This is a genomic window from Streptomyces sp. NPDC052910 (assembly GCF_055585605.1).
In genome coordinates this window covers 1-26,582 of the sequence record NZ_JBVJJR010000017.1, presented here as the reverse complement: position 1 = coordinate 26,582, position 26,582 = coordinate 1, and the positions used below count along the sequence as shown (strand labels likewise).

Below are 26,582 nucleotides of genomic sequence, written 5' to 3'. Positions count from 1 at the left end.
AAAAGGCCGACCCAGCCGTGCAGGCTTGTCGCGACGCCGCGGGTGCGCTCGATGATCCAGTCCAAATGCTCGGCTCCAGAACGTACTTGCTTTCGCCCTGGCCGCCGAGCTGCGGAACCTGCAGGTTCTTCGTCTGCTGGTGGTACACGACCGTACTCGCTTTTGACCTGCGACAACGGGCGTAAGCGCCCGCTGCGGCGTCGGGTTGGCCCGCACCGGGTCCGGATCTTGGCACGTGGTGTCACAGCGGAGAACCTTCCTGCGGTACCACATGGCACAGGTAGGCGGAAGCGTCTTCTGGCGTCCACGTGGTCCAGGGCGCTGCCGTTCATGCAGGTAGGGCCGCCGTGGTCCAGGTGTGTCGACGGTGTTGGTGACAGCAATGTGACAGGTGATGGCCACTGAGATTCCCGCCGGGCAGGTGTCGACGGGGAGTCTTGCGGTCGGGGACTGTTTGGTTCGCGGTGCTCGGCGCGATCTTGCTGTGCTCGGCTCACCGTTCACTACGCGACGGAAGGGGCGAGGCGGCGGTCGAGGTGACGCGTTGACGGCGCATTTTGGCGGCTGGGGGTCGCGATGCGCGCGCGGGCGCCCTGTTCTGTGGTGACGAAGATCGTGGGGGCGCGTGGGCGCTGCTGGGCTTCGGCAGGGAACGCCTCGGTGAGGGGCAGCGGTGTACTGGTGATCTGCAGGTGGAAGGGATGGCAGCGTTACTGCCGTCGTGCCGTGATCTGGCTCCTGACTTTTCTGACCGAAGTGTCCTGACGATCCTCCGGCGTTCGCGGGGCGAGGCAGTGCGCACAGACGCCGGCCCGGGTGAGCGTGTCTGGAGGACTGCCGTGCGTGAAAATCTGCACCGTGTCACCGACGACCGCTCTCCGGGCCAGTGGCGACGCTGATGCGCAACTACTGACGGGAGTGGATGAACGATCGAATCGACAAGCTCTGCTCCTTCCACGGTTCCTCCTCCGGGTGCGGAAGAGGTGATTCTTGGGGTGGACACCCACCGAGATGTTCACGTGGCTGCCGTGATTTCGATGACGGGGAAGACGCTGGCCATCGAGAGCTTCTCGACCACCGTGACCGGGTATTGTCAGCTCGCGCAATGGCCATCTCGGTTAGGTGTCGTTCGGCGTGCGGGGGTAGAAGGATCTGGCAACTACGGGGCGGCCCTGTCCCGGTATCTGCTGTCGCAAGGCATCGATGTCATCGAGGCCCCTGGGCCGGGGCGTGCCGCTCGTCGCCGGCAGAGCAAATCCGACCAAGGCGATGCAGAAGCTGCCGCTCGTGCCGTGCTCAGTGGCCGTGCGTGCTCCCGAGCGAAGTCAGGGAACGGCCCGATAGAGATCGCGCGTATGTACAACGTGGCCAGGGACTCCGCTGTCAAAGCCTGCACCCAGGCCACTAACCAGCTCAGGGCGGTCCTGGTCACTGCCGATCCAGCGCTGCGGGAAGAGCTGGCCGGCTTGAAGCGCCGAGCCCTCATTCGTGCCTGTCTGCTGCTCGGCGAGGAGGCCGGCGGGACGGATCCTGTACTGCGGGCTACGAGGTTCACGTTGCGCACGCTGGCTGAGCGAATCGAGCAGCTCAACGTGCAGGCCCGAGAACTGCAACAGCGTCTGTCGGAGTTGATCGAGGAGCACTACCCCCAGCTGTTCGCCGCTGTGGGGGTTGGACCGCAGAGCGCCGCTGTTTTGCTGGTCGCCATGGGGGACAACGCGGGCCGCTTGCGCGGTGAAGCGTCATTCGCTGCTTTGTGCGGGGCGAGCCCGGTTGAATACTCCTCGGGCAGTAGATGCCATCGTCGGCTCAACCGTGGCGGAAACCGGCAGGCGAATGCTGCCCTGTACCGCATTGTGTTGACTCGGCTGCGCTGGGACCCGCGTACCCAGGTGTATTACGAGAGGCGGGTTACGGAAGGGAAGACCCGGCGTGAGATCATCCGCTGCCTGAAGCGGTATGTGGCCCGGGAGATCTACCGTCTCGTCCAGGGGCAGCGCCAGGGCCCGGGTTGCTCATGAACGCCCCTTGAGCGCGCTCTGACTGAGGGTGCGGGGAGCGGCGCGACCGGCCGCGGACGGCGCACTGGTCTTCCAGCGGAGAGCTGCGCGACGGTCGGCAGACCGCGGGAACTTCGATTGTCAGTGGCCGCCGCTAGCCTCGTCGTACGAGCTGGATCACGCGAGCGGCAGGGGGCCTGCAGCTGTGGGGATGTCGTGGCGGGACCTCGTCCTGAGGCAGAGCCTCGTCGAGGCGCGGTGTTACTTGGCGGATGAGGCGAGCGGGCGGTCCACTGCCCGTGAACTCAAGGCGCTCGTCGATGAGATGATCACGCCTGGGTATGAGGGACGCGTCCTGATAGAGCTGCTGCAGAACGCGCACGACGCACATCCGGCGAACCAGCGCAGCGGTCAGATCGAGTTCCAGTTGTGCGAGGACGAGGGTGAGCACGGCGTCCTTCATGTGGCCAACGGTGGACGGCCGTTCAGCACCCAGGACTTCACGGGGGTCTGCACGGTCGGCCTGTCGCCCAAGAGTCCCGACGAAGGCATCGGGCACAAGGGCATCGGCTTCAAGAGCGTCCTTCAGCTCACCGACGCTCCCGAGATCTACAGTGTGTCCCGCCAGGATGCGCGCACCTTCGACGGTTTCTGCTTCCGCTTCGCCCAGCCGGCCGACTTCGACCAGATCGCCGAACAGGTGGCGCCTGGAAGTCCCGCGGCGGCGCAGCAACTGCGCGACGGGGTCAGCGCCTTGAAGCTGCCGGTGCCAATGGACGACGTCCCGGAGAGCGTGCGGTCGTTCCGGCGGCGAGGTTTCGTCACCGTCATCCGGCTTCCGCTGCGCTCGGCGCAGGCACGCGCGGAGGCCGAGCGGCAACTCGCCGATCTCACCGCTCCTCAGGCACCCTTCGAGCTGTTCCTGCACCGCCTGGCGAAGGTAACCATCGCGCGGCGCGGCGGTAAGGACAAGAAGCGGGTGCGCCCCGAGACGTATGAGAGGAAGGTCCGTACCCTCGTCTCGGCCGACGGGCTGCGCGTGCAGGAGGTGGTGTTGCGGCGCCGCATGCGTCTCATCGTGGTGCAGACCCAGGTGGACGAGGGCACGGCTCGGGAGGCGATCGAGCGGGCCGTCGACGCGCGCGTGATGAGCAAGGTCTGGTGTTCGTGGCGAGGCGCGGCGGAGGTCAGCGTGGCCGTTCCGGCAGGCGACCCCTTGGACACAGGACGGCTGTACGCGTTCTTGCCGATGGGGGACGAGGCACCCTGTCCTGTGCCCGCGTTCGTCAACGCACCGTTCTTCACCACCTTCGAGCGCCGGTCGTTCTCCGAGGCCGTGTCGTGGAACGCTCTTCTGCTCGACGCGGCGGCCCAAGCGTGTGCACTGGCGGCGCTGCTGCCCGGAGAGAGCCGGGTGTGCATTCCGCCGGCCGCGCTTGTCGACCTGTTGTGCTGGCGCGTTTCGCAGGTGCACCGGCTGGAGTCCGCGATGCGGGTGCTGGGCCAGCAGCTCGACAAGGTCGCGTTCCTGCCGGTGCTTCACCCAGCTGGCGATCACACATCGCTCGCGTGTGGCTTCGTGTGGCAGAGGCCCGAGAAGGCGAGGGTGTTCACTCCGGAGGCGCTGGCTGCAGCGGGCGTTGAGGATCTCATCGATCCGAGGCTCCATCCGACGCGGCTGCAGCGTCTGAAGATGCTCGGCCGACGGTACAACCTGCGCCTTGAGCCATGCACGGAGGAGCTTGCGGACTGGGCGGAGCAGCTCGCCACAGCGTTGCACAGCAGCCGTATAGACCTGGATACGTGGGCGGATTTCTACTCCGATCTATCGCTCTGCCTCGCAGACGACGGCCGTGCGCTGCGCGGCAGGCGGATCATCCTCGGCTCCGGTGGCGAGCTGCTGCCTGCCGGGGGCACGGGAGTGTTCCTGCCACAGCCGAAGAAGCCGGCAGCCACAAGCACGGCTGCTCCCGCTGGCCCAGCCACAGACACGGCTGTCGCCGCCATTGCGCCGGTGCCTGGGCGGCTCGCGGAGCACATCCGATTCGTGCACGGCGGAATTCCCTGGTGCGGGAAGCGGGCCACGCGTCGCACGCAAGGGCTGCGCTGGCTGGAACAGCAGGATCTGGTACATGCGTATGCACCCCAGGCAGTCCTCGACGTGGTGGCCAAGGCCATGGCCGACGAGCGAGGCGACGATGGTGCGCTGCGCGAGTACCTGAGGTACGCATGCGTGGTGTGGGCGGCGAGCTTCGCGGAGTCGGGCGGGGCCGGTCTGCGGGTGAGCGGACTGCTGGGGCCGGCGAGGGGTGGTTGGATCACGCTGGACACTGCGATGTTTGGTGCGGGCTGGCCGGGAGGCCAGCGGCACGTTGACGATGTTCTGGTGCGTTTCCTCGCCCGGGAGTCTGCCGGGTCGGAGGAGTTGGCGCGGCTTGCGGGGCGCGTCCTCGAGTCACCGGAGGAGATCCTCGGGTCCGGCGACGCGGCCGGTCTGGATACCGGCACGCTGCAGCGTTTCCTGGAGCGGCAGGGCGTCAGCCATGGACTGCGGCCACGGCGGCATGCGGCAGACGGGCCGTCCGACTATGTGAAGGGCAGCATCCTCAACTTGCCCTACAGCTTCTCCGGGTTCCCCAGCCTGCCGCTGACGCGGCAGGAGCTGATTAACTGGCGTTCGGCGGCGGTCCGCTGGCCGCGTCGGCGGCGGGGGCTCTACAGCACGGTGTCCTACCAGTCGCAACAGCCGCTGCACACACTGCCCGGCCAGAGCGACTACGAGGAATTCGACGACGACAGCCGCAAGCTGTACGCGGAGTTGATCCTCCACGGCCTCAACGCCTGGCCGGACACCGTCTTGGAGACGACCTATACCGGCGGCTCCGACCGGCACGGCACGCCCTGGCCGACACCGCTGGCGGGGTTCCTCGCCCAAGCGCCTTGGATCCCACAGCAAGATCCCCGCCCCGAGGCCGAGCAGACCGCAGAGTCCTGCTTCGCGGATGCGAGCAGCGCGTGGTGGTCGGGCGAGGAAGCGCCACCCGAGTACCTCACCACGGCGCCCGCCTCCCTGCGCGCGCGAGCCACGGACCGCGTCCGCGCGCGCCTTGCCCTGCTGGGCGTGCGCAGTTGGGACGACCCGGATACCGCGCTCGCCCGGCTTGATCACCTGGCCGAGCTGGTCTCGTCCACGCCGAGCCTGCGGCACGGACGGCTCGGCCATCTGGTCCGTAAGGCCAACGAGAAGGCGTGGAGCGATCTGCTGCCCGCGCACGGGCCGGCACCCTCGGCCGTCGGGAAGGTCACCGATCTTGTGGTCTCGCGTGAGGGCGCACTCGAAACGCTCGGAGAGCGGGCAGACCCGGAACGGGGACGGAGCGCGGCGCAGGGCGAAGGAACGCCGGAGGACGGACGTGCCGATGAAGCCCACCAGCCCGAGACCGTGTACGTCCCCGATGATCAGGGCGCCATCGAGCGCAGACTCCTCGACACCGTCGCGGTCCCCGTGCTGCCGATCGGCACCGGTCCCCTTGCCGACCGCGTCAACTCCCACCTGAATCACCACAGTTCATTTCCCATCCGCCGGGCCAGCGCAGCCAAAGTGGAGGTCCTTGCGGACGGACTGCCCTTGGACCACGCCTCCGGTGATCCACTGGCGGAGGTGGCAGGGCCATGGCTGGGTACGCTGGTGGCGGGACTCGTGGAGTTCGATACCGAGCGGGCCTTGCGGCTCATGGATGTCTCGCCCGCCTCGATCACGCAGCGGATCGGCACCTGCCGGCTCATGCGGGCCACGCACACGGTGCAGTATGTCGACGGTCACGCCGTGCCCAGCGAGACGACGGAACGATCGCTGTTCCTGGGGACACCGGAGCAGGGGCTCGTCGTAACGGTCCACCCCGAAGGCGACCACGCTCCGGAGTGGGAGATCCTCCAAAACGCGGCCCCCGCAGTGGCAGTGCTCGTAGGGGCTCCGGTTCTTGGCGAGCGTCTTCAACTGGCCCTCTTCAAGCTGGCCCAGCGATGTGCCGAGCCGCGTGACATCGGTGAGGCGGACCTCGCGGACGTCCTGCGCGTCCCCGTGGGCAAGCTCGAAGCCGTGCTCTCCGACCGGTCCTCCGTGCGCTCCGGCAGCGCGCGCCTCGTCCCGCTCCTGGCCTGCGTGGATACCGCATGCGCCGAGGAACTCCAGCGCCTGCACGAGACATTCCCCGATCGCGCTCAGCTCCACGACTGGCTGGCCTCCCGTGTGGACCCCAGAACCACCCGCACGCTGATGCGTCTCATAGATGACGACGACTGGCAGCGCAGGCTCACCACGCTCGGAGTCGAACTGGCCGACGCGAACCGCGTATGGCGGAGCCTCGGACTGGCACCCGTGCACAACAGAGCGGGTCACGCCCGCCAGTTCGCGCATTGGCTGCAGCAGAACCGGGCCCGTCTCGTCGATCACGTACGCGATGCCTTCATCCCGTCGTATCGCGCCGGGGCGGCGCTTGAGGCATATCTCAGACTGCGCGAGCTGCCCGGGCTTGAAGCGGCACCGGAGTGGCTCGACATGTACTGGGATGTGCCGGCCGATGTCCTCTCCGCGCACGCGGAAGAATGGGCCCGCTCTCACCTGCCAACCCCGCCCCCTGCGCAGAGCAAGAAGCCAGGCAAGAGCGGCGCCTCGACGCGCACGGTCGCTGAGCTCCGCGACGCGTCCATGGGAGTCCTGCACGAGCAGCTTCCGCGACTGCGCACTCTCATGAACACATGGGCACGCATGCATGGCGCCGCACTTACTCAGGAGCTCCCCTCCATCGCGGAGGTCACGCGGGCCATGGACGCGGAGGGGCTCCTCGACTTCGAGCGACTGAGCAAGCGACGGCTGACGCGCTGGCTGAGCGACCACGGCCACTGGCCCGACGGCATGCCTCTCACCCACCGCTCCACCGACCTGGGCCCGGACACATCCCACTCCGCCGGACAAGACGAGCCGCAGGCCCTCCTCGCGGGAGCGCGGCCGATCGCCGCGCGCCCTCACGTGCTGCTCAGTGGAAAACGCCTGCTCATAGGTCGGGACGACCTGCGCGTGCTGGCCCGCGAGGTGGCAGCCGATGTGACCGAGGATCAACTCGCCGTTTCACCGGCGCCGTTGGCCATGTTGCCGCCGACGATCCCCCGGCCCCGGGGGGAGCGCGGCGAAAGCGGTGAGGGCTACACGGTGACGCCTGCGGATCCCGAGACGAAACTGGCCATCGGGCTTGCCGGAGAGAGGATCGTCGGCGCGTGGCTGCACCGCCACTACGGTGTACCGGAGCAGGAATCGTGGCGCTCCGGCCTGCGTGCGCACGTCTATCCGGACGGCATCGGGGACGACCGGCTCGGCTACGACTTCCGTGTCAGCACCCCGGAGCGGACCCTGTACTTCGAGGCCAAGGCGTCCACGGGCGCCGACGGAGAGATACAGCTGGGCGAGTCCGAGGTCGAGCGTGCCCGCACCCTCAAGGCTGACGAGACGTACATCATCGTGTACGTCTCGCATGTGTGGGACGGCGCCCGTCGCTGCATCACGCCCTTGCCCAACCCCTTCGGGGCGCCCGGACTTGCGGGGTACCGCCTGGTGGGCAATGCGTTGCGGCTGCGGTTCACATTGCCCAGATCGTAATGGCCGTCCAGGGGAGCCCAGCCGGTCCAGGAGGGGTACTCAAGGCCAGGTCAGGGCCTCATGTCTCGACGTCCATCGCACCCCCTGAGCTGGGGTGTTGCGACTACCACTAGAACCCAAGGGGTGCTGGATGGGGTTCCAGCGTCCGAAGACTGCCTGCTCCGCGACGTTCGGCGTGATCTTGCTGTGCTTCGGATCACCGTTCTCAACGAGACGCGAGGGACGAGGTGGTGACTGAAGACGCCGCATTGAGAACGTATCCCGGCAGCGGGGGTTTGCGTGCGCGCGGGCGCGCTGCATCCACATTCCCCCGACTTGAGGCTATTCAGGATGAAAGAAGCTCAGCGCGTTGGTGCCCCCGCGGTCCTTGCGCCCCGACCCGAAGAAGCGATTCCGTTTGGGCCCCGTACGTTCCGGGTGTGTTCCAGCGAACGGGGGCATCAACCTGGAGACGGGTACGGTCACCCGTCTGCGAATTCAAACGTCGAGTTCCGGACGTCCAAGCCGCCCTGCCCCCCTTAGTCATTGATGGTCAGCACTTGGTCTTTCTATAGTGACGGCCGCTACCTCGGGGACGGTTCGGCACTGTTGTGGGAAGGGTTAACGATGTCACCAGGCGACGAGGCGCTGGACCAGCTGATCGCCCGCGATGGCCCGCTCCCACCCGAAGCCGTAAGGAAGTTGGCGGTGCGGCTTGCCGCAGCACTGGCGCCCTTGCACGCTGCCGGTGGCGCCCACGGCGGCTGCACACCGGCCGGCATTCTGATGACCCAGGCTGGCCCCCGGCTGACCGGCGCCGGTACCCCGGCCACCGGCAGCAGCGCAGCCGAGGACATCCATGCCCTCGGCGCGGTCTTGCACTTCGCGGCAACCGGCATGCCGTACCCGGGCCCACACCCGCCGGACATACCCGACCCCGCTTTACGCACCTTGATCCTCGACTGCCTGGTCCCGCGCCAGGCCGCCCGGCCCACCGCCCCACAACTGCTCCAGCGCCTGCAGCACCCGGCTGTGCCCGCCCCGCCCCCGTACCCTCCAACTCGCCTACCGGGCAGTCGAATGCCAGGATGGCGCGGCCCCACTGCCCTGCTCGCCGGAGTGCTGGCCGCGATCCTCGGTATCGCCGTCGGCCTGGCCTACTGGACCACCGACTCCTCCGCCGGCTCCCCACCATCCGCCTCCGTCCGTCCCGGCACTTCCCCCCATCACCGGGCGGGAGGCTTCACTTGGTCACTGACCGAGGGGGATACCGGAGCTTTCGTGGGCCTGTGGAAGACCGCCTCCTCCGTAGTGCTGGGCACCAGATCCGGCCTGACCGCCTACAACGCGGCCACCGGGCACAGACTCTGGTCCTGGAAACCGCCGAACAACGGCATGTTGTGCAATATGAGCCACAACGCCCCCGATGGGGCCGGCGCATTCAGCTACGGCACGTTCGTCCCCAAGCCCGGTATCGAGAAGTGCGACCAGTTGCAGACCATCTCCCTGGCCTCCGGCAAAACCAGCTGGGCACAGGCAGTGAGCCTGGTGGGCCGCGGATCGACCGGCTTCCCGGACCTGACCGGTGGTGCCTCGCTATCCATCGGCGACGGCGTGGTGACCGCGTCCTTCGCCGGACCCAGGACTCATGAGCACGGCAGCAGCGGCCTGCTGATCGCCGACGCACGAACCGGCCGGGTGCGATGGTCCGCCGACGCCGACGGAAACGCGCTGCCAGGCGGATGCCAACTCAGTGGCCACGCACAGGCCGTGCTGAACAAGGTCTATGCCCTTGCCAACTGCGTCTCCCATGCCATGCTCTTCTCCTTCCCTGGCGATACCGACACCCCGGCTCCCCAGCCGGTAAGAATGCCGATCGATTGCAGCGGCCCCATCAGCAACAAGACCATCTCCGGCATGATGACCGCCAACGCTAGCCATCTCCTGATCGGTTGCGGCCCGGACTACCCGGCAGGCCGGCTCTTCACCGTGTCCGCCGCCACCGGTGACCTACACCGCGTGGCTACCAACGGAGTCGCCACCGGCACCGTCGCCTATCTCTACGGCGGCGCCCATGCCCCGGTCAACCTGCTGATGAACGGTGACACCCTCTACCTCCTCAAGGGCGGCAACAGCATGGGCGGCAGCCGCAGCGATGGCGTGGTGGCCGTGGACCTCAACACCGGCCTCCAGCGCTGGAGCAGCTCTCTGCCGGCAGTCTCCTCGGTGACACTGCTGGCCCCCACATCCTCGGGCGTGGAGGTACTGGCGAGCAGCGGGGACCAGCGGTCCCGGTACACCGTGACCGGAGCCGGTCAAGCGGTGAAGGGCCCCCCGCTCAACGCCGACCAAGACAAGGTCTTCGCGGCGGCCACGGGCTCCAACACTCCCTATGCCGTGCTGGCGGGCGACTACCTCGCGGTGGGGTTCACCGGCTCATACCGGCCGGACCAGACGATCCTCGGCATCCTCCCCTCGGCGGTGCGCCATGACTGACCCCACGCCGCCGGAACCGCCCGGCTACCAACGGGCCCCGCACTACCGGCTCCTGCTCGGCTGCGCGGTGGCCTCCGCCGTGCTGGCCGTGGGCGCGGCGGTGGTGAACTTCGGGCTGCAGCCGGACCCCGACCTGCCCACCGTTCCCGGACTCCCGACAGCACCCCACGGCCTGCCCTCGGGACTGCCTACCGGCCTCCCCAAGGGCCTGCCCACCGGTCTGCCAAGCCTCCCCACGGACTTGCCCACCAACCTGCCAGGCTTCCCCCAAGACCTGCCCACCAGCCTGCCGACCGGCCTCCCGGGCCTGCCCGGAGGATCGTCATGAGCCAACTCCCCCCGCGGCCCCCGGCCTCCGACCCCCGGATGCGCGGAGTGCTGCTGATCGCGGTCCTGTTCTCCGCCCTCTACGGCCTTCAGGTGGTCATCGACCTGCTGCGCCCGCACCTTCCCTTCGAGGAAGCCCATGCCCTGGTGGGCTGGTTCAACCCGCCCCCGAAGGGAATGCCCGATCCTCCCTTCGCCTGGTACCGGGTGTCGTTCTGGTGCTACGTACTCAGCCTCCCGGCGGCCCTGGGCCTGTACCTCACCGGCCGCCGGGGCGGGCGCTACTTCCCCCACTGGCAGGCGGCCGCCGCCGTGGTGCTCTTCTTCCCCTATCCCTTCTGGACACTGGACACCTTCGCCCACAGCCTGACCAGTCTCCTGCTCTGTCTGCCCAGCACCGCCTATGCGCTCTGGCTGGTCCACCGGATGCAGCGCTTCTCCCGCCTCCCGGTGCGGCTGCTGCTGGCCATGGCGGGCTGGGGCGCGGTGATGGGCACTGGCTTCAGCGGCTCGATGAACCATTGGTGGTTGGATTACTCCTCCAACTATCTTCTGTCGGGTCGGGATCACCTGATGCCGCTCGACCTGGCCCGGATCCACGACCAGGTGGTCGCCGTGGGCCTGTTGCACGCCGGCCTCTTCGAGGAACTGGGCAAGGGGGCCGGGATGGCCATCGTCTTCCTGCTGCTGCGCAGGCACATTGACGACATCGTCTCCGGGATTGTGCTGGGCGCCGCCGCCGGCCTGGGCTTCAATTTCACCGAGAGCGCCCAGTACATGACGGCACACCATGGCGCCGATGCCTCCACCCAGTACTTCCTGCGCCAGTCGCTGGGACTGCTGACCGCCCACATGGCGTTCACCGCCGTAATAGGCGCGGGTTTCGGCATCGCCCGCCAGCTGTCCGACCGGCGTTCCCGACGCATCGTCATCGTCTGCGGATTCGGCATTGCCATGGCCGCGCACTTCGCCAACGACGTGTTCATCAGCTACTACAGCCGGGTCAAGGAGGACTGGTTCTCCCCTAGCCACGTCATGGATCTGCTGGTGCTCACCCCGCTCAGCTTCGTGGTCCTGCAGGGACCACTGGTGCTGCTCTACCTGCTCCTGCTCCGGCGTGGGTTGCGTGACCAGGCGGCAGCACTGGCGGTCGAACTGCGCGCAGAGGCCGCCACCGGCCACGGGGCGGTGACCGCCGCCGAGGTGCCGGTGCTGCTGCGCCCGGCCCGCCGCTTCTACCTCCGGCTGCACGCCCTGCGCCACCAGGGTTTCGGCGCCTACCGGCAGTTGGGCCGCCTGTACGCCGCACAGCTGCGGCTCGGCATGGCCCGCTGGCACCGCAGCCGGGACGAGTACGACCCGTTCGCCCCCGACGAACAGGCCCTGCGCCGACACGTTCTCGGCCTCAAACACCAGCCCCGTCCTGCCGTTGCGGCCGGCCGTCCCCTTCAGGCGGCGTCATGAGAACCCGCGAGGTGACGCTGCGCTCGGCCGCGGTGGCCGGCCTGCTCTGCGCGCTCTGGCTGTTCGTTCCGGCTCCCGCCGCCTATGCCGCGCCCTGCGGCCAGGTCAGCTATGACGACGGTGGTCCGGGCAAGCCCCCCGTCTTCCCGGGCGTTCCGGCCACCGACCCCTGTGCCGAGCAGGCCCACACCGGCACGGCCGTGGTCGCCGCCGGAGCAGCTCTGGCGGCGGCAGCCGCCGCCGCGGCGGGCATCAGCCGAGGCCGAGTGCCCGACCCGGCGGAACTGGCGGCCAGCCCGCAGGCAGCCGCCGCACCGCCCTCTCCCGCTGTCGTCGGCACCGGCCAGGCCGCTGACGGCAATGCGCGATGCCGAACCGGCGGCGACCCGGTGGACGTGGTCTCCGGCCAGATGATCACCGATGCAACCGACATCGAACTGCCCGGACTGCTCCCTCTGTTACTGCGCCGCGCCTACGCTTCCGGCTACTCCGGCGGACGGCTGTACGGCCCTGGCTGGTCCTCAACGCTCGACCAGCGCCTGGAGTTCGATGCCCAAGGTGTCCACTACTTCGGCGATGATGCCCAGACCCTGCGCTACCCCTACCCCGCCCAGCCCGGTCAGTCCGTCCTGCCGGCCGAGGGCGCCCGCTGGCCCCTGCACTGGGACTCCGACGGCACCATCCGCATCGAGGACCCGCAACTCGGCCTGACCCGCCACTTCACCGCATCCGCCCAGCCCGCCATCCACCTGATCAGCGCCCTCTCCGACCGCAACGGCCACCGCATCACCGTCCACCGCGACGAGGACGCACCGGCACAGGTCGAGCACTCCGCCGGCTACCGGGTGACCGTCGACACCGCCACCACCCCGGCCGGACCCCGAATAACCGGTCTGCGGCTGCTGGACGGACCCGACGACCCCCAGGGCACCGTCCTCCGCCGCTTCGGCTACGACGACCTCGGCCGGCTCACCACCGTCACCGACCCCACCGGTGTGCCCTTCCGCTACGCCTACGACCAGCACCACCGGATCACCTCCTGGACCGACCGCAACGGCTTCACCTACGAGTACCGCTACGACGACTCCGGCCGGGTCGTCCAGGGCACCGGCCCCCGCGACCATCTCTCGGCCGCCTTCGACTACCACCCACTGCGCCGGTGCACCATCGTCACCAATTCCCTGGGCGAGCGCACCGAGTACCACTACGACCGCCACCACCACATCACCCGGACCGTCGATCCGCTGGGCCACAGCGTGCTCACCGAGTCCGACCGCTACGGCCGTCTCATCGCCCACACCGATGAACTGGGCCGCACCATCAGCTACACCCTCGACGACCACGGCAACCCCACCCGTATCGAGCGCCCCGACGGTGTTTCCCTCCACTTCCATTACAACGAACTCCACCTCCTCACCAAGGTGACGGGACCGGGCAGCACGACCTGGCAGTACGACTACGACCCCCAGGGCAACCTCCGCACCGAAACCGACCCCACGGGCGCCCGCACCACCCACAGCTATGACGCCCAGGGCCGCCACACCGCCATCACTGATCCCCTCGGCCATGTCCAGCGCATCCACACCAACCTCGCCGGCCTCCCCCTCGCCCTCACCGACCCCCTGGGCCACACCACCCAGGCCCTACGCGATGCCTTTGGCCGAATCACCGAACTCCGCGACCCCTTGGGCCACCGCACCATCCTGCAGTGGACCCCCAACGGCCAACTCTTCTCTCGTACCCACCCCGACGGAGCAGTCGAGCGCTGGCACTATGACGCCGAGGGCAACCAGACCGCCCACGAAAGCGCCGAGGGAGCCCTCACCGCCACCACCTACGGCCCCTTCGCCACCCCGATAACCCGGACGGCCCCGGACGGTGCCTGCTACACCTTTACCCATGACACCGAGCTTCGCCTCCGCCAGGTCACCAACCCCCAGGGACTGACCTGGACCTACCACTACGACTCCGCCGGGCGCCTGCACTCCGAGACCGACTTCGACGGCCGCACCCTCACATACGGCCATGACTCAGCGGGCCAACTCACCAGACGCACCAACGCACTCGGCCAGAGCGTCACCTACCAGTACGACCGGCTCGGCCGCCTCACCAGTAAGGACGCCGACGGCGTCCTTACCAACTACACCCACGACGCCTTCGGCAATCTTCACCGGGCGGCCACTCCCGACGTCACCCTGACCCGCCACCATGACGCCCTCGGTCGTATCACCTCCGAAGCCGTCAACGGCCGCACCGCCAACTACACTTACAACGCTCTCGGCCACTGCACCAGCCGCACCACCCCCACCGGTGCGCTGAGCGCCTGGACCTACGACCCCGCAGGGCGGGCCACCTCCCTCACCGCCTCCGGCCACACCTTCACCCTGGAACGCGACGCCATGGGGCGGGAGACCGCCCGCCATTTTGGCCAGGGCCTCATGCTCACCCAGACCTGGGGCCCTACCGGCAGCCTCACCACCCACACCCTGACGGACCCCACCCACACCCTGCACCAGCGGTCCCATAGCTACCACCGCGACGGCTATCTCACCACCCTCACCGACTCAACCACCGGTACCCGCACCTTCGACCTAGACGTGGCCGGCCGCGTCACCGCCGTCCACGCTGCCAACTGGACCGAGCACTACGCCTACGACCCAGCCGGCAATCAGGCCGAAGCTGACTGGCCGTCCCACCACCCCGGCTCGGAAGCCCACGGCCCCCGCGTCTATGCCGGCACCCGAATATCCCTCGCCGGCGCCGTCCGCTACGAACACGATGCCCAGGGCCGCGTCACCCTCCGCCAGAAGACCTACCTGTCCCGCAAACCGGACACCTGGCACTACACCTGGGACGCCGAGGACCGCCTGACCTCCGTCACCACCCCCGACGGCACCCGCTGGCACTACCTCTACGACCCCCTGGGCCGCCGCGTCGCCAAGCAACGCCTCAACGCCGTAGGCGAATTGGCCGAGCGCACCGACTTCACCTGGGACGGCCTCACCCTCGCCGAACAGACCACCACCCCCGCCGGACCCGGCAACCCCGTCACCCTCACCTGGGATCACGACGGCCTGCGCCCCGTCGCCCAGACCGAACGCATCACCCTCTCCCAGCACCAGGTCGACCAGCGCTTCTTTGCCATCATCACCGACCTGGTAGGCACCCCGACCCAACTGATTGACGAATCCGGTACCACCGCCTGGCACTCCCGCGCCACCCTCTGGGGCATCACAGCCTGGTCCAGAGACAGTACGGCCTACACTCCGCTGCGCTTTCCGGGGCAGTACTTCGACCCGGAGACGGGGCTGCACTACAACTTCCATCGGCACTACGACCCCGAGACGGGGCGCTACACCTCACCCGACCCTCTGGGACTCGCCCCCGACCCCAACCCCTTCGCCTACGTCCACAACCCCCATACCTGGACCGACCCGCTGGGGATCGCGTCATGCGCCAAGGAGGGCTGGGAACAGAAAGCAGACTTCTCCAGCAAAAAAACGATGTCCAAGAAGTACCATGCGCACGCGTCCGAATTCCTCGACAATCCCGGTAACATGAACAACGCCAGTCTCAAAGCCTTTGAGCAGTCGATGCGCCAGCATATGACGGCACCGAACACCAAGATCTACCGGTACAACTACCACGGTCAGGGACAGGCGGTGGGGTTCATCGACCCGCAGACACGCACCATGGTCATGCTGCACTCAGACGGCAGGTTCTGGTCAGGGTGGACCATCAGTGATAAACAGTTCACCGACATCGTGGACAGGGGATTCCTGTGGTGACAGACCCGAAACGGGACCCCCTCACCGGTACACAGCTCTCCGCCGAGCTCCTCAATGGCTGCTCCTTCAGGCCCGAATGGCTCGCGGCGGGCGAGAAAGAGAGCGCCCCACTTGCCTCCGGTACCGGCATGGGCACTCAACTGGCCAGGCGCTTGAGCACAGGTGCGCGCCGCACCGGCCATGGCTACATCATTGCCGCACGCTTGGCAGGCAAGCACGGCTCAGAACCTGCACTCCGGATCCCGTCGAGCCAGGAGTCCCTGCTGGCTCAGCTGACATGGCCCGGCGAACCCTTTGTGGCGGCCCTCCCTGATCTGTCCGGGGCCCTGCTGGTAACCGGTCACCTCTACGCCGTGATCGGTGGAGGCGGAGAATTTCTCCAGTACAGTTTGTCCGAAGGCGTGGAGCAGGCTCGCGCCAACTTCCAGCGCTATGCCAAGCGGATCGGCGCCAAGCGGCCTGAAGTCGCCGAGGCCGCAAAGCTGTTCCCGCTCCGCCAGCGGGCCTGGGCGAAGAAGGACGACGTGCTCGCTGGCTCGGCCACGGCAGAGCAGCTGGCACTCATGGAAGCCTTTGCCTCCGGAGACCTCAACGGACCTGGTTTCGCTATGGCTTGGCTATCCGCCCGACGACGCTCCCTTATCGCGAGCGAGCGGCTGCGTGAACCCCTGGAAAACACCTTGGCCGAGATCTTCTACGCCCTGGACAACTACTCGATCGACCCGGCCCTCCAGGAACCCGGCGACCTCACCGACGAGCAACTGAAGTCGGTGGTGCGCAACGCCCTGGCCCAACTCGACTAAAGATTTTTTCGCAACCCGGTAACTGTGCTGTAACGGCAAGGCTGTTGCAATTTCTGGTTCAGGTCAGTCGGCGAAGGCGAGGTTGTGTAAGTTGTAAAGCGTCCGGGGGGCGTCCAGCTAGTCCAGGAGAGGCGTTGAAGGCCAGGTCAGGGGAGCCCGTGCAGTTGGTGAGGCGCCTGTGATGGCTGGTGAGACGACGCCCCCACTGGAACGGTCCGGCGGGGACGTCGCGGACTACGACTGGGCGCAATGTTCGGTGCTGGTGCCGTTGTACTCAGGCTCTCCGCTCTCGAGTACCCGGAGCAAGGACGCAGTGACGACACGTGTGCTGCGGCCGATGCGCAGCACTCGGCACGGGAACTCCCCGCGGCGAGCCAGGTCGTAGCCCTTCGCCCTGGAGAACCCGAAGGCCCGGGAAGCGTCCTCGATGCTGCCGGTTCCGCCCCAGGTGGCGCGGATCCGCGCGGGGCTGTGCTGGGCGTCCGTATCCGATGTCACGTTGTTCTGGCTGTGCATGGGTGACTCTTCGGTTCCTTTCAAGACGGCTTCGGCCGCGGAAATATCCCCGAACTCTGTGACGTTCCTCTCTGGCAACGTGATCACGGAGGGGGAGTGGTGAGCCTGAAGCTGTTCAACACGGCGGGCGGCGTGAGTGAGGTCAAGCCGCGTCTGGCTGTGGTCGAGGCGGATGTGCAGGACGTCGTCGAGGCGCACATGGAGACGATGCTGGGGGTCAGGTTCCTGGCGAGCGAGTTCGTCATCGACTGTGCCGGTGGCGGGCGGATCGATTCGCTGGGAATTGACGAGAACGGGGCTCCGGTGATCGTCGAGTACAAGCGCGGCACCGACGCCGGTGTGATCAACCAGGGCCTCTATTACATGGCCTGGCTGACGGACCACAAGGACGTCTTCCGGCACTTGGTCCGCGAGCGGCTCGGGGCCACGGCTGCGTGCCAGATCCTGTGGAGCGCACCCCGGCTGATTTGCGTGGCCGGCGACTTCACCCGCTACGACGCACATGCCGTACGCGAGCATCGACGCTCGATCGACCTGGTCCGTTACCGGTACTTCGGCAGCGATCACTTCGGCCTTGAGACCGGGGCCTCCGTCATGGGGCACTCGGCACCGGCCAAGCGGGTCCGCCGTGGTGCGGCCGGGGCGCCGCCGGGCCGGAAGCAGGACGGTGCGATGGCCGAGCTGGCCGAGGCGGTCGATGAAGTCCTTGTCGGGCTTGGGGACGGTGTCACGCGGGTGCAGCGCAAGCAGTACCGCGCCTACCGACGGCTGCGGAACTTCGCCAGCGTCTGTCCGCCGCAGCAGACCAAGATCCTCGTCTACCTCAAGGCCGACCCGAAGGACGTCGACCTCGTCCCCGGCTTCACCCGGGACGTGACGGGGCTCGGTCACCACGGCACGGGGGACCTGGAACTGCAAGTGCGTACGGAGCGGGACCTGGAGCGCGCTGGAGACCTTCTCCGCCTCAGCTACGCCGCGGCATAGAGACCTCTCGCCGAGGTGTTGGCCCCAACGGGGGGTGGAGTTGGGGGCTGTTGTCGTCGTGGTGCTGCCTTTCGAAGCGACGGGAAGGGAATGGCGGTGGACCACTAATGGTGCGGAGGATCCCCGGTTTCGCTAACCGGGGATCCCGTGGTAAAAGCCGCCGAATGCTCCACTCTGCCTGCGGACCGCAACCGCCTGTGGAGTCAGCGAGGCGTGTTGTTCGTCAGACGCGCCGGCAGTCGCCGGTACAGCCGCCGCCGCGCCTCGTAGTCGTCCCGGTCATCGGCGAAGCGCCGAGCCCTGCTGCCGACGCGGCGGGAGAAACGCACCTGCAGACAGCCGGGGCGGCCGGTGGCGCTGTGCGCATAGACCCGGCATCCATAGCCGTAGCCGGCGGGGAGGCGACATCCGCAGTCCAGGTCCGTCACCGTGATCGGCAGTCCGCATTCCGGGTCGGTCAGCAGGCTGATGAAGTCTTGGTGATGATACGGCGCTTGGACCAGCGGTTCGTGGATGTAGTCGACGATCCACTCGTGGCCTCCGCGGTCCCGGTCCAGGTTGCTCCAGGCGGTGGTGCTCAGAGGGATGCCGATCGTCCGCAGGAGTGGCGCGCGGCGGAGCATGCCGCTGGCCATCCAGGATGAGGCGCTGAGCAGGCGGTTGCGGCGGGCGTGGACTGTGTGGGCTTTCGTGCTGCAGTAGGGCTTTTCGCTGTTGTGCCACTGATCGGGGGCTTTGTCCTGGCACAGGGCAGTGCCGTCCGAGTCGTAGTCGCGCGTCTGGAGTTCGAGGGCAGTGAGCCAGTCCTCGACGTCGACGCCGGCCAGAATGATGGAGCCCGCAAGATCGACTCTGCGCAGGACGACGGCGCCGTCCTCGATGAAGAAGCGGGCTCCTGGAATGCCCCTCAACTCGCCTTCAGAGATGTGAGGCAGCAGGCGGACCAGTTCCCTGGCCATCGATTCGCCGGCGAATTCGCGATTGACGTCTTCGTCCTCGAAGGTGAGGACCAGGGAATCCGGCCGAGGATCCGTGGAGCAGATGCCCCACGGATTTCGTGTGGAGATGAGTGGCCAGGCGCGCTGTTCCAGGAAGTACGCTTCGAGAAGCGCCTGTTCTGGCTGAGCTTCGGGAATCAGGGGTGCGGTGGGAGCCAGCTTCCTGGCACGCTTCAGGGCTTCCGCCCATGCTAGTCCGGTAGCCACCTGGAGTTTCTCGGCCCGGCGTTCGAGACGGGTGCGTTTCACGGTCATTTTCCCGCTCCGCGTTCCCGTCCCGACCCAGGTCGCGCGGTGCGCTTCCGTGAGGCACAAACTGAACCGACACGCGACACCAGCCGAGTTGGCTCGTCGCACAGTGCCCCGTCGGGTTGCCACTGCGCAAGTAGGGCCTCGCCAAGCCCTACGCCGAATGTTAGGCGGGCCGCCGAGAATCGGTCCGTGTCCATGCCGATGGTTCACCCGAACAGCCGATCTCGTCTCCCTCGTGGGTGGGTGATCGTTCAGAGGGGCTGGGCGAGAATGAACGAAGCAAAGACTGTGCCCCGTCGATTTCTGCTGCCAGCAGGAACGCTGCGCGGACTTACGGGTGTGCCGCAGGTGATACAGGGCTGACGTTGGCCCTCCGAGAATCCCCAGTGCCCCCGAGGGTGAGCGTGACAGGATGCGGCAGCCCATCGGCTCGGGAGGCAGTGGGAATCCTTCGGAGAATCGACTTCCACAGTTCGGGGCTGAGAGACTTAGATGGCCTCTCGGTGGAAGTGCGCAGCTCGACTCTGGCGGTCTTGCCGGAGTCTTCGAGTACGAAATGCTGGTCGCTGCCGTAGCTTTCGTCGGTGTCGCCACGGAATCTGATCAGCCGCAGTGGCACGCCGTAATCGGGGTAAAGGAGTGCGGCGACGAGATGTTGGGCACCCGGTCCGTACTGAGGGGCGTGCGAGGACCGCATGACCCATCTCATCGCATCGAGCCCCGATCCGCGGTAGCCATCGACGAAGTAGGTGTTAGCCACAGTGTGGAGCACGGCTACACGGCGCAAGAGCGCGCTGCCTAGCCAGCCCCCGCGCAGACACCTCCGAATGAACGGATCAGAATCGTCTTCCCACATGGTCATGTGCTCACGCTCGGCTTGGGTCCACGTCTTGGGCGCGGTACGCCAACAGAGCTGCATGGCATCTGGATCGATCCAGTTGGTGAGCATGATCTGTTCTGCGCGATGCCACAGTGAGGACGGCAGACCGCGCAGCCGAAGCCGCGCGGGCTGATCCAGCACCTGCAGGTCGATCGCGGAGTGCAGCCGCTTGACGATGCGGAGCCCAGGCACCCCGTGCACTTCTTCGCCAGGGGCATGGGCAGGGAGAAGGGCGAAGAGGATCTCAGAAGCCCGCTCTACGCTCTCCACGCGGAGTGTGATCCCGTCCGGTGCGGGCTGGACCGCCTCAATTCCCAGGGGGTACCGGGTGTAGAGGTTGCGGTGTTCCAGAAGCTTGAGGAACACCCTTGCCTCTAGTTGCTCTTGGGTAGGGCTTTGTGGAGCTGGGATTGGTGGCGCGCCAGTGGTCAGCCGTTCGACGGCTCGACGAGCCTGCTGGTATGTCTCGCCGGTGTATTGGCGACGACGCAGGGCAACGGACTGAACACAGTGTTCTTCAGCAGGCATGGCTCTCCTGAACGCCTCGGCCTAGGGCGTCTGACAGGTCGAGATCCGATGCGAATCCGTACAGTTCCGTTTGGTGCTTGACCGGTTCACCCGAGCTTGGAGTATTAGGCCGAAGGGTCTCCGGGGAGCGGTGGTCGTGCCGCATGGACACCTTAGTGCTGCGAGGTGCGTGACTGGGGTCAGAGAGCCGAGAAGCCACATCAACATCACACAGTTGGCGCAGTACCCAGTGGGAGCGTCATCGTGGCGCGACATGGGGTAAGCAGCGGTTGAGAAGCAGCCTCAGCTTGGGTAGTTGTTCCTCGCCTGTCCAGCCAGGCTTCGTGCGGTGGCCAGGGCGCCGAGGCACACCCAGACCGTGGTCATCTGCAGGGCAGGGGCTCACCGGCTTCGCCCGGGAAGCGGCGTGGCCGGGGGAGACGCTGCCACCGGAGCGGGTGCTGGCGTGGCGCGGAGCGCCGGACCGTCAGGCGCTGTAGGGCGTGCGAGGCGGGTGCCCTGGCCCTCGGCCATTTCAAAGGCGATCTCCTGCACCAGGACTGCCGGAGCGCTCGGGGACAGTTGGAGCGCCCAGGTCGGCTGGTGGACGGCGTGGCCGCCCCAGATGGTCCATGTGGGAAGAGAACTGTCGGCTTTCTGGGCGGCGAAGGCATCGAACTGTATGCCGCCTTCCTGGGCGCCGGGGGCCTCCCAGGTGATGCAGCGCCCGTCGATGGTGTGCTTCCACCCGGCGTCGGTGAGCGGACTGGTCGCCTCGGTGATGGCGGTCTCCGTGGTGCTGAGGGAGAGGCCGCGGCCCCATGCGTTCTCGGTGGCTACCGCGTCGAGAAGGGCGCTCACGATCGCGGTCGGCGTGGAGGCGGTGGCTGTGGTTCAGCCAGAGCATGGGGTAGTCGGTCCAGGTCCATTCGGTGTCGATGTCCTCCTGCAGGCTGGGCGTGACCTCGACGGCGATGCCTGTTTCCCGTAGGGCGCGGGCAGCCTGGTTGGCGTAATAGGGCTCCTCGTGGTCGATACGGGCCAGGATCATCGTCTGTTCGCTGGTGGGGCGGAAGCCGTAGACGCTGAGCACGGCGCAGGCCGTGTAGGTGTCGATGCCGTGGTGGTGGCGGTCACGGCGCTGGGGTGTTCGGGGTGTCGGCCGAGCCGGACGCGGGCTTGAAGGGTGGGGTCGGGCAAGTGGGCTCGATTCGCGAGGCCCGGACGGACGGGTGCCGGCCGAGGGTGTGGGGTTATCGGGTGATGCGCTGCGTGGGGGATGCGGGAGGGCGGGTGACGCGGGGTGGTCCGGCCCGGGCGGCTGTCGGTGCAGGAGGCGTGAGAGGTCGGGTCGGTGGCGGTGGGGGTGTGATGGCGCGTTGCCAACGAGTCCGGATGGCAGTCAGCTCGGCGAGGGTGCGGCGGCTGCCGGTGATGAGCTGGTGGGGGCTGTTGGTCGGATCGTCCGTGAACGCCTGGATCCGCAGGGCGGCGAGGTGGGTGTGCGCGAGCAGGGCACGTCGAAGGATGCGCTCGCCCCAGTGTTCCGGCGAGCCGACCGGGGTCGACACCAGGGCCATGAGGTGGGCCGGTGTGAGGTCGGCGGTGAGCAGGCCGCGGTGCTGGGCCTCCCAGAGCACCGTGACCGGATCGACGGGATCACCCCGGTGGGCCAGGGCTGTCAGGCCGCGGAAGAGGGCGCCGTGCAGGGGCAGGGTGAAGTCGTCGGCCTGCAGCCACCGCATGGTCGCAAGCTTGTCCGGGTGCGCGGTGGCGGCGGCCATCAGCAGCCGTTCTTCGGACAGCGCCTCCTCACCACCGTCACGTCGTGGTTGCGGGGGCAGCGGGGTGCGGGGGAGGGAGCCGGGGTGCGGGGGGAAGCGGCCGGCGAGGTCGTCTAGGAAACGGGTCAGCGAGTCGGCTTCGGCGAGGACGGTGGCGACCGGGTTGGGCCCGGTGGTGTCGGTGGTTGCCTGGGCCAGGCGCTGCGCGTGCATGCGCAGGGTCCGGCGGGCGTGATCGGCGAGGACCATCCGCGCGTACGCCGCCGCGTGCTGGGGCCGGGGACAGGTATCGACCAATGTGTGCAGATAGGACGCACACAGCCCGACGGCTTCGGGGCGCGCTGCCGCCAGGACGGCGTTGAGCCAAGCCGGCTCCTTGTGGTGGATCTCGGCTGCGGGAGCCGGCACGGTGTGCATGGCCGCGAAGAGGGCACTGTGGGCGGGATCGCCGAAGTGCTCGGGCGTGAGAGCGGTGACGGCCTGGAGGCGGTGCGGGTCGAGGAGCAGCGAGCCGAGCAGGGCCTGCTCGGCATAGTGCACGGCCGGCGAGGGCACCGGCCCCTCCAGGCCGGCTCCCTCGTGCGGTGGTTCGGGGCGCGACATCAGGCGGCCAGGGTGAAGTCGTCGCGGCTGACGGTCTTGCCGACGTGCGGGGCGAGCAAGTGCACGGCGAGCCGGGGCGGGACCGCGTTGCCGATCTGGGAGAACTGCTGACCTTTGTTCCCCTGCCACGGATAGTCGGCGGGGAAGGTCTGCAGTCTCCCCGCCTCGGCCGCGGTGATCCGGATCGACGCTGGAACCGGCGCGGCCTCACCGTCCTGGTCGGGAGCGGGTTGGGCGACCCATACGCACTCGTTCGCGCGGTGCCCGAAGAACAGCGTCCCGGCCGGCTCGTCAGCCCGCCGCACCGTGGCGTTCGCCTGGTTGTTGCTGCGCAATGCCCATCGCCAGGGGGTGGCCGTGCTGGTGGAAGCGGTAGTCGGGTTGTCGGCCTGTCCGGGGGTTTGGGCGCCGGGCCGTGCATTTCCACCCGCGGCGCGAGTCTGGGGTTTGCAACTGCCTTGGTGGCGGGCGGTGGTGAGTGCCTTGCGGGATCCGGAGGGGAAGGGTTCGGGCCCTCCGCCCGGCCCGCCGCCGGCGCACACCGTGGGGACGGGGCGGTCGGTGGCGCCCCAGCCGAGGGCCTGCGCCATGGACACCCACCGGGCCCGGCCGGGCCCGAACAGCGTGGGTGGCTCGGCGACCTTCGCGTGCGTCGGGTCGGGCGGTTCGGCGGCACGAATGCGCGAGGCGAGCAGGATCGCCCGCCGCCTTGTCTGCGGCACGCCGTAGTCGGCCGCGTTGAGGATCCCGGCCCACACGGAAAAGCCCCAGCTACGCAGGATGGCGGCGTACTGCTTCCACAGCGGCAGGACGTCCGGGACCTCCTCCATCGCCACCCATTCCGGCTCGCCGGCGAGGTTGAGCGCGTAGAGGTAGCGCATGGGCTCGGCGGCCAGCAGGGACCGCTCGTCCCGGCACGCGCTCAGCAGTGCGGTGCGGGTGTCGCGGCCCCTGGGAGAGGTCGGCGACGGCCTGGTGAACGAGGGGCTGGTCGACCAGGCCGAGGCGCTTGCCGGCCATCGACCACGCCTGACACGGCGGACTCGCGATGAACCCCACCGTCTTCCCGACGAAGGGCGCGACCGGGTACAGCGCCACATCGGTACGAAGGGTCAACTGCCCCGCAGTCGCTCGCGTCTTGCACGCCCACGCATCCCATTCCAGCCCCACGTCCCGTATGCCCAGCAGGGACAGCGCGTGCGACCATCCACCGCAGCCATTCTGTCGGTAGAGGTTGTGTCCCTCGGCGTCGTGTCGCTTTGAGTGGCGGCTGGGGGTGTGGTGTCGGGTCTTGTCACCGTGTTGCTTTCGTCGGCGGACATGAGTGGCGTGCGTGATGAAGGTCACCTCCGGGAGGTAGGGGAGCGGGAGAAGCACCGATGTCAGAGGGATCTGCGATGGTGCTTGCGTGGACGAGTTGATTGAGCGTGTGGACGAACTGGATCAGGTGCTGACGGTGGTAGGCCGGGCCGAGGCTGTCCGTCGGGGCTGGTTGCATCGGATCGCGGCGACGGTGTGCCGTGACCGGGCGGGGAGGGTCCTTGTCCATCGCCGGTCCGAACACCTCACTCGGTTCCCGGGGCACTACGAACTGATGGTCGGCGGCGCGGTCGCGGTAGGCGAGTCCTATGAGGAGGCGGTCAGCCGGGAGTTGGCTGAGGAACTGGGCGTTCACGCTCCGGTCCAATTCGTCCTCAAGTTCCTGAACCGGAGTGGTCTCAGCCCGCACTGGCTCGGCATCCATGAGGCCATGCTGCTCACCAGGCCGAAGCCCGATCCCGAAGAGGTGATGTGGCATGACTGGTTGCCGGAGCCGGAACTGCAGCGGTTCATCGAGCGGTACCCGTTCACCCCGGACAGCATCGAAGCGTTCAGCCGATACGCGCATGTGAAGGCGGCCGCAGGTGAGCACCCACGTGGCCGTTAGTAGTGTTAGCTGCACGAGCCCATGACACCGGTGCTTTCCCGTCGGGGTAGCGTGGCTACGTTCGGGTTGGCTGTGGTCTGCTCGCGCAGACGCTCGATCTCGAGGTGCTGGGCGGTGATCCGCGATAGCGCGAGCTGCTTGAACTCCTGGAGTTCGGCCAGTTCGGCCTCGCGCAGTTCCAGGCGCTTCTTGAGCGCGGTGTTGGCCTCCTTGAGCCGCTCGATCTGCGCGGCCTTCGGGTCGGGGATCGCTCCGGCCTGGTGAAGGGTCTCCAGGCGACGGTCGAACTCCTCGGCCAGATGCTGGTAAGGCCCGGGCCGTGGGGTACCGTCGCGGTTCTTCTTCGGGTAGAAGCCTGTGCGGGGCACCTTGGCCATGCGTGCGAGGGTCTTCAGGTCGGTGCTGCCGTCGGGTGGCACATCTCCGCTGAGTAGGCGTTCCATCGCGGTGCGTATGGCTTGCTCGTTCCGGGCCCGGGTCTCTGCGCTGATGCGGGTCATCTGGCTTGTTTCTCTTTCATGTGGTGGCGTCGATGGCGGCGAGGACGGCAAGGTCGCGCTCCAAGCCCGCCTGAAGTCGGGCCTTTTCGGATTTCTGTCGGCGGGCGATGGAACCGATGAACGCCTGCTTGGTCTGGGCGCTGGTGGCCCAGACGGGCCGGTGGCAGGGATGATGGGTGGCCTGGGGACAGCGCGAGGAATCACACATGCCCACTAGGGGCTTCGTCGCCTCGGGGGTGCCGGCCAGCTTCAGGCACAGTGCCTTGGACGGGTCGGTGAACCAGCAGTAGTTGGCCACCCCAAGGTGTAGGACCTCGGCGCGGGAGGCCAGGAGGTCGCGGACCTGCTGATCGCTGTCCACAACGACGGAGTCCTCGGCGCTCGTGCGCGCGAGCCGCCCGTCGACGCCGGCGAAGAAGTCGATCAGGTCGCGAGCGCCGGGGCCCGCGGGGAGGTGCCCTTGCTGGTAGCGTCGGAATTCGGTCAGGACGAGGTCCTTGTTGCGCTCGTTCTCCTCCGCGTTGACTTCGGCCAGGAATTTGGCCTGAGCGCCGCCCGGACGCGCCGCGTAGCCCTCGGTTGTGACCACGGACAGGTGCTTGAGCTGCACCTTTGCTGCCAGGAGGCCGCCGGGCCGGTAGGCGATTTCCAGGGCGAGCGTGCGCCGCAGCATCCGTGCGCTGAGGGGGCCGTCGGGGATGGGTGCCAGTCCCAGTCGCTGGCCGGCGGGTCCGTTCACCCAGTTCCGGAACGTGGTGAAACGGGTGCGATCCAAGGGACCGGTAACCAGCGGGTCGCCGATGTCGGCGCCATCGCCGAGGAGCTGTTCGGCGACCCCGGCCGCGTCGTACGCTTCCTTCACCACGACCCACTCGTCCGCGACGCCGCCCAGCGGCTTGTCCTTGACGACGCGGCTGGCCAGCTTGTAGCGCACCAGCCCCGGCCCGGCTTCCACGGGTGGGACGCGGCAGCCGACGTTCATCTCGCGCAACTCGCTCTGGCGCATCCCGGACAGCGCCACGATCACTAGGCCGTCTCTTTCGGATCACTTTCACTGGCGTGCGATAGGTTGCCCGCCATGACTGGACTCGGATCCGTTGCCTGGCCACCTGCCCCGATAC

The 26,582-nt window shown here is 67.8% G+C and carries 16 protein-coding genes and 1 pseudogene; 9 read left to right on the top strand and 8 right to left on the bottom strand.

The genetic code is table 11. The features are described 5' to 3' along the window. The first annotated feature begins 983 nt into the window (after positions 1-983). The 7 genes from ACZ6X9_RS33095 (at position 984) to ACZ6X9_RS33065 (ending at position 16,510) form a co-directional block, all read left to right on the top strand. Positions 984-2,021 carry an IS110 family RNA-guided transposase gene (locus tag ACZ6X9_RS33095; protein ID WP_469781745.1) on the top strand — a complete coding sequence of 346 codons (1,038 nt, stop codon included), beginning with the start codon at positions 984-986 and terminating at the stop codon, positions 2,019-2,021. Positions 2,022-2,265: 244 nt separating this feature from the next. Next, positions 2,266-7,653: a sacsin N-terminal ATP-binding-like domain-containing protein gene (locus tag ACZ6X9_RS33090; RefSeq protein WP_469781744.1), complete on the top strand. Its 5,388-nt coding sequence runs from the start codon at positions 2,266-2,268 to the stop codon at positions 7,651-7,653. Between the two features lie 606 nt (positions 7,654-8,259). Then, positions 8,260-10,128, top strand: coding sequence for a PQQ-binding-like beta-propeller repeat protein (locus tag ACZ6X9_RS33085; protein ID WP_469781743.1), 1,869 nt, complete (start codon positions 8,260-8,262; stop codon positions 10,126-10,128). Beyond that, a complete protein-coding gene (locus ACZ6X9_RS33080; protein ID WP_469781742.1) occupies positions 10,121-10,456 on the top strand; it encodes a hypothetical protein in 336 nt (111 codons plus the stop codon). Before ACZ6X9_RS33085 ends, ACZ6X9_RS33080 begins: the two co-directional genes overlap by 8 nt. Then, positions 10,453-11,919 (top strand): PrsW family intramembrane metalloprotease, encoded by a 1,467-nt coding sequence (locus ACZ6X9_RS33075; protein WP_469781741.1) that lies wholly within the window; start codon positions 10,453-10,455, stop codon positions 11,917-11,919. The genes ACZ6X9_RS33080 and ACZ6X9_RS33075 overlap by 4 nt, the downstream gene beginning before the upstream one ends. Next, on the top strand, positions 11,916-15,707 hold the full coding sequence (locus tag ACZ6X9_RS33070) for an RHS repeat-associated core domain-containing protein (protein WP_469781740.1): 3,792 nt from the start codon (positions 11,916-11,918) through the stop codon (positions 15,705-15,707). Before ACZ6X9_RS33075 ends, ACZ6X9_RS33070 begins: the two co-directional genes overlap by 4 nt. After that, entirely contained in the window at positions 15,704-16,510 is an 807-nt protein-coding gene (locus ACZ6X9_RS33065) for a colicin immunity domain-containing protein (RefSeq protein ID WP_469781739.1), read from the top strand. The genes ACZ6X9_RS33070 and ACZ6X9_RS33065 overlap by 4 nt, the downstream gene beginning before the upstream one ends. Before the next feature lie 234 nt (positions 16,511-16,744). Here the strand turns inward: ACZ6X9_RS33065 and ACZ6X9_RS33060 are convergent, their stop codons facing one another. Then, positions 16,745-17,026, bottom strand: coding sequence for a helix-turn-helix domain-containing protein (locus tag ACZ6X9_RS33060; RefSeq protein WP_469781738.1), 282 nt, complete (start codon positions 17,024-17,026; stop codon positions 16,745-16,747). A 96-nt stretch (positions 17,027-17,122) separates the two neighbouring features. Here ACZ6X9_RS33060 and ACZ6X9_RS33055 point away from each other — a divergent pair, with 96 nt between their 5' ends. Further along, positions 17,123-18,010, top strand: coding sequence for a DUF5655 domain-containing protein (locus ACZ6X9_RS33055; RefSeq protein ID WP_469781737.1), 888 nt, complete (start codon positions 17,123-17,125; stop codon positions 18,008-18,010). Between the two features lie 203 nt (positions 18,011-18,213). Here ACZ6X9_RS33055 and ACZ6X9_RS33050 read toward each other — a convergent pair whose 3' ends face one another. The 5 genes and pseudogenes from ACZ6X9_RS33050 to ACZ6X9_RS33030 form a co-directional block, all read right to left on the bottom strand. Continuing rightward, positions 18,214-19,263, bottom strand: a complete 1,050-nt coding sequence (locus ACZ6X9_RS33050) for a hypothetical protein (protein WP_469781736.1) — start codon at positions 19,261-19,263, stop codon at positions 18,214-18,216. A gap of 328 nt (positions 19,264-19,591) precedes the next feature. Next, positions 19,592-20,668, bottom strand: coding sequence for a hypothetical protein (locus ACZ6X9_RS33045; protein ID WP_469781735.1), 1,077 nt, complete (start codon positions 20,666-20,668; stop codon positions 19,592-19,594). Positions 20,669-21,049: 381 nt separating this feature from the next. Beyond that, on the bottom strand, positions 21,050-21,508 hold the full coding sequence (locus tag ACZ6X9_RS33040; protein WP_469781734.1) for a DUF317 domain-containing protein: 459 nt from the start codon (positions 21,506-21,508) through the stop codon (positions 21,050-21,052). A 392-nt stretch (positions 21,509-21,900) separates the two neighbouring features. Further along, the gene (locus tag ACZ6X9_RS33035) at positions 21,901-23,034 is read right to left on the bottom strand and encodes a DnaB-like helicase N-terminal domain-containing protein (protein ID WP_469781733.1); all 1,134 of its coding nucleotides are present in this window, start codon (positions 23,032-23,034) and stop codon (positions 21,901-21,903) included. Further along, positions 23,034-24,204 (bottom strand): annotated as a pseudogene (locus tag ACZ6X9_RS33030) (DNA cytosine methyltransferase). Before ACZ6X9_RS33030 ends, ACZ6X9_RS33035 begins: the two are co-directional and overlap by 1 nt. A 238-nt stretch (positions 24,205-24,442) precedes the next feature. On the opposite strand from ACZ6X9_RS33030, the gene ACZ6X9_RS33025 reads away from it, so the two are divergent. Beyond that, on the top strand, positions 24,443-24,961 hold the full coding sequence (locus ACZ6X9_RS33025; RefSeq protein WP_469781732.1) for an NUDIX hydrolase: 519 nt from the start codon (positions 24,443-24,445) through the stop codon (positions 24,959-24,961). Between the two features lie 5 nt (positions 24,962-24,966). On the opposite strand, the gene ACZ6X9_RS33020 is transcribed toward ACZ6X9_RS33025, so the two are convergent. After that, positions 24,967-25,461, bottom strand: a complete 495-nt coding sequence (locus ACZ6X9_RS33020) for a hypothetical protein (RefSeq protein WP_469781731.1) — start codon at positions 25,459-25,461, stop codon at positions 24,967-24,969. 16 nt (positions 25,462-25,477) lie between these two features. Further along, positions 25,478-26,488, bottom strand: coding sequence for a hypothetical protein (locus tag ACZ6X9_RS33015; protein WP_469781730.1), 1,011 nt, complete (start codon positions 26,486-26,488; stop codon positions 25,478-25,480). Positions 26,489-26,582: the final 94 nt, after the last annotated feature.